This window comes from Streptomyces sp. NPDC026206 (assembly GCF_040638465.1).
Lineage (GTDB): Bacteria > Actinomycetota > Actinomycetes > Streptomycetales > Streptomycetaceae > Streptomyces.
Window position 1 is genome coordinate 1 of record NZ_JBEZYL010000044.1, and the last position, 5,072, is coordinate 5,072.

Sequence of the window (5,072 nt, forward strand, 5' to 3'; positions counted from 1 at the left end):
GGGACGTTGTCGGAGGCGGAGATGCAGCGCATCGCGGCTTCGGGGGTGCCGCCGCTGACTGTCGAGCAGGGCCTGGCGCTCTTCGACGCCGCCACCAGCTGCGATGACGCCCACCTCGTGGTCATCGGCCCCGTCTCCGGAGCCGTACGCGTCCCCGGTGAGGTTCCTGCCGTGCTGCGGGGCCTGGTCAAGACCGGCCGGCGGTCGGCCGCGACCGCGGCCGGCGGGGCCGGCACGGCCGCGCTGCTCACCCGCCGGCTGTGGGAACTGCGGGACGACGAGCGGCTCCGCTACGCGGTCAACCTGGTCAGCGGCGAGGCCGCGGCCGTTCTCGGCCACGCTTCCGCCAAGGCGATCGAGGCGACGCAGGACTTCCACAACCTGGGCTTCGACTCGCTGACCGCCGTCGAGCTCCGCAACCGCCTGACCACCGCCACCGGCCTGCGCCTGCCCGCCACCCTCGTCTTCGACTACCCCACCCCCACCACCCTCGCCGAACACCTCATCGCGGTGCTCCTGGACGAGCACGGCGATGCGGACGCCCCCGTCGCAGTCTCGTCTGCGGTGGCGGAGGATCCGGTCGTCATCGTCGGCATGGCCTGCCGCCTGCCCGGCGGCGTACGGTCCCCCGAGGACCTGTGGCAGCTGGTCCTCGACGGCCGGGAAGGCATCTCCGACTTCCCCACCGACCGCGGCTGGGACCTGGACACCCTGATGGGCGGAGGGGAGAGCGGCAGGGGCCGCAGCGCCACCTCCAAGGGCGGGTTCCTCGAGGGCATCGGCGAATTCGACGCAGGATTCTTCGGGATCTCGCCGCGCGAGGCGCTGGCCATGGACCCGCAGCAGCGACTGCTGCTGGAAACCTCCTGGGAGGCCATCGAGCGCGCCGGAATCAAGCCTGCCTCCCTCAGGGGCAGCCAGACCGGCGTCTTCGTCGGTACCGGTGGCCAGGACTACACGATGCTCGTGATGAACTCGCGCGACGACCTCGAGGGACACACCAGCACCGGCCTCGCCGGAAGCGTCGTCTCCGGACGTGTGTCCTACACCTTCGGCCTCGAAGGCCCCGCGGTCACCGTCGACACCGCGTGCTCGTCGTCCCTCGTCGCGCTGCACTGGGCCGCCCAGTCCCTGCGCACCGGCGAATGCTCGCTCGCCCTCGCCGGGGGCGTCACGGTGATGTCCACCTCCATCGGCTTTCCCAGCTTCACCCGGCAGGGCGGTCTGGCATCGGACGGACGGTGCAAGGCGTTCTCCGATTCGGCCGATGGTACGGGCTGGTCGGAAGGCGTGGGCGTGCTCGTCCTGGAGCGGCTGAGCGACGCCCGCCGCAACGGGCACCCGGTGCTGGCCGTGGTGCGTGGTTCGGCGATCAACCAGGATGGTGCGTCCAACGGGCTGACGGCCCCCAACGGCCCGTCGCAGCAGCGCGTGATCCGCCAGGCCCTGGCCGGCGCGGGCCTGTCCACTGCCGACGTGGACGCGGTCGAGGCCCATGGCACGGGCACCACCCTCGGCGACCCCATCGAGGCCCAGGCGCTGCTGGCCACCTACGGGCAGGAGCGGGCCGAAGGACAGCCGCTGCTGCTGGGCTCGATCAAGTCGAACATCGGCCACTCACAAGCGGCGGCCGGTGTTGCCGGCGTGATGAAGATGGTCATGGCGATGCAGCACGGCACACTGCCGCGCACGCTGCACGTGGATGCGCCCTCGTCCCACGTCGACTGGACGGCCGGTGACGTCAAGCTGCTCACGGAGGCCTCCGACTGGCCGGAAACCGGCCGACCGCGCCGCGCCGGCGTGTCGGCCTTCGGCATCAGCGGTACCAACGCGCACACCATCATCGAGCAGGCCCCGCAGGTCGAAGCGCCGGAAAGCCAGAACGGGCCGCGCGAACCGCGGGACGAGCCGCGCGAACCGCGGGACGAGCCGCGCGAACCGCGGGACGAGCCGCGCGAACTGCAGGACGGGCCGCGCGAACTGTCAGCGGCGCCGTGGCCGGTGTCAGGCAAGTCGGCGGAGGCACTCACGGCCCAGATCGAGCAGCTGAGCACATGGATCGGAGAGCGGCCGGACCTGTCCCCGGTCGATGTGGGCTTCTCGCTGGCGGCGGGCCGGTCGGCCTTCGAACACCGTGCGGTGTTGCTGGCTGATGGTGGTGCCGTTTCTGAGGTGGCGCGTGGTGTGGCGGCCTCGGGCCAGTCGTTGGCCATCCTGTTCTCGGGTCAGGGTTCGCAGCGGGTGGGGATGGGCCGGGAGTTGTACGGCCGGTTCCCCGTCTTCGCGGAGGCGCTGGATGCGGTGCTGACGCGGATGGATGCCGAGACCGAGCGTCCGTTGCGGGAGGTGATGTTCGGCGACGCCGAGTCGCTGAATGAGACCGGTTTTACGCAGCCTGCGTTGTTCGCGGTCGAGGTGGCGCTGTTCCGTCTTGTGGAGTCGTGGGGCGTACGTCCGGACTTCGTGGCCGGTCACTCCATCGGCGAGATCGCAGCGGCTCACGTCGCTGGGGTGTTGTCGCTGGACGATGCGTGCACGCTGGTGGCGGCCCGGGCACGGTTGATGCAGGCGCTGCCTGCGGGTGGTGCGATGGTCGCGATCCAGGCCACCGAGGCCGAGGTGACCGAGCACCTGGCCGATGGTGTGTCGATCGCGGCGGTCAATGGCCCGACCGCGGTCGTCATCGCCGGTGATGAGGCAGGCGTGCTGCGGATCGCGGAGAAGTTCGCGGGCGAGGGGCGCAAGACGCAGCGTCTGTCGGTCAGCCACGCGTTCCATTCGCCGCTGATCGAACCGATGCTGGAGGAGTTCCGGCAGGCTGTCTCGACGCTGTCGTTCGCGGCTCCACAGATTCCGCTTGTCTCCAATGTGACCGGTGAGCAGGCGACCGCTGATCTGGTCTGCAGCCCCGAGTACTGGGTACGTCACGTCCGTGAAGCCGTCCGTTTCGCCGATGGCGTGAAGGCGCTCGCCGAAGCGGGAGTCTCGGCGTTCCTGGAGCTGGGCCCCGACGGTGTGCTTGCTGCTATGGCCCAGCAGAGCCTGGACGGCGACAGCAGCGACACCGTGGTCGTGGTCCCCGCTCTGCGTAAGGACCGGCCCGAGGAGACCGCGCTGCTGACCGCTCTCGCCCGGCTGCACGTGGCCGGCGTGGGCGTCGACTGGACGTCCTGCTTCACTGGAACGGGTGCCCGTCGTGTCGACCTGCCGACGTATGCCTTCCAGCACGAGCGGTACTGGCCCACTCCGGCCGTCCACATGGGTGACGTGACGGGCGCGGGTCTGTCGCCGGCGGAGCATCCGCTGCTGGGTGCGACCCTGGCGCTCGCGGATTCGGACGAGGTGCTGTTCACGGGCAGGCTGTCCCTGCAGACGCACCCGTGGCTCGTTGATCACGTGGTGGACGGCAAGGTCATGTTCCCGGCCACCGGTTTCCTGGAGCTGGCCATGAGCGCCGGCGACCAGGTCGGCTGCGACCGGGTCGAGGAGCTCACGCTCCTCGCTCCGCTTGTGCTGGCCGAGGACGGCGCCGCGCTGGTCCAGGTGCTGATGGGCGAGGCCGACGAGACCGGCGCCCGTACGGTGAACTTCTACTCGCGCCCGGAGCGCGCGGCGGACCAGGTGTGGAGTGAGCACGCCGCGGGCCTGCTGGGCACCGGCGAGCGGGTGGCGAAGTTCGACGCCACCGTCTGGCCGCCCCGGAACGCGGCTGCTGTGGACATCGAGGGATATTACGAGCGGACCGAGTACGGTCCCGTGTTCCAGGGGCTGCGCTCGGTCTGGATGCGCGACGACGAGGTCTTCATCGAAGCGGCGCTGCCGCACGACGCCATCGAGGATGCCGAGCGCTTCGGGCTGCATCCGGCACTGCTGGACGCGGTGCTGCACGCCCACGAGATCGCCGGTGTCGGCAACGACGGCTACGTTGTGATGCCCTTCGGCTGGAGCGGTGTATCGCTGCACGCCAGTGGTGCGTCGGTCGTACGGGCACGCATGGTCAAGCTCGGGGAGAACTCGCTGACCATCGCGGTCGCCGACGTAGAGGGCGCGCCGGTGCTGAGCGTCGAGTCGCTTGCGATGCGAGCCCGGCAGGCCGTAGTGGCGCCTGCCCACCAGAGCACCGAGCAGGACTCGCTGCTGTACCTGGACTGGGTCTCCGCTCCGGAGGCACAGGTCTCCGAAGAGACTCGATGCGTGACACTGAGCTCGGCGGACGACTTCGGCGTCGGCGCGGCGGCAGCGTCTCTGGCAGAGGTCACAGGCGATGAGAGCCTGGTGCTGGTCCCGGTCCGGGGTGCGGGCGATGACATCCCCGGCGCCGTGCATGAGCTGACGGCCCGTGCCCTCGGCCTGGTGCAGGAGTGGTTGGCGGAGGAGCGGTTCGCCGCCTCGCGCCTGGTGTTCGTGACTCGCAACGCGGTGTCGGCCGCAGACGGCGAATCGGTGCACGACCTGGCGGCCGGTGGGGTGTGGGGCCTGGTGCGCTCGGCGCAGTCCGAGAACCCCGGGCGCTTCGCGCTCCTTGACGTCGATGTCGACGATCTCTCGTGTGTACTGCCGAGCCTGCCCGGGCTGCTTGCCACGGGCGATGAGCAGTTCGTGCTGCGGGACGGTGCTCTGCGGGTGGGCCGCTTGGCCCGTACCGCTTCGGGGCGGAGCCTGCTGCCTCCGGCCGGGGAGCCGTGGCGGCTGGACGCCGGCGCCAAGGGCAGCCTGGACGGCTTGGTGCTCGTCCCGCATCCGGAGGCCCTGGAGCCGCTTGCTCCGGGGCAGGTCCGGGTGGCGGTCGAGGCCGCAGGCGTCAACTTCCGGGACGTTCTCAACGCCCTCGGCATGTACCCCGGTGAGGCCGGCCCGCTGGGGGCCGAGGCCGCCGGTGTGGTGACCGCGACGGGGACCGACGTGCATGGCCTGCGTCCGGGGGACCGGGTGATGGGCATGGTGCCTGGTGGGTTCGGGCCGGTCGCTGTGGTCGACGAGCGGTATCTGGTCCGGGTGCCGGGGGAGTGGTCCTCTGCTCAGGCGGCGTCGGTGCCGTTGGTCTTCCTGACCGCCCTCTACGCCCTGAAGGA

Annotated in this window: 1 protein-coding gene; it reads left to right on the forward strand. The window is 70.7% G+C overall.

The window, feature by feature from the left end; translation table 11 throughout:
* Positions 1-21: 21 nt before the first annotated feature.
* The coding region (locus AB0F13_RS27680; RefSeq protein WP_362087897.1) for a beta-ketoacyl synthase N-terminal-like domain-containing protein at positions 22-5,072 on the forward strand (5,051 nt) is incomplete at its 3' end.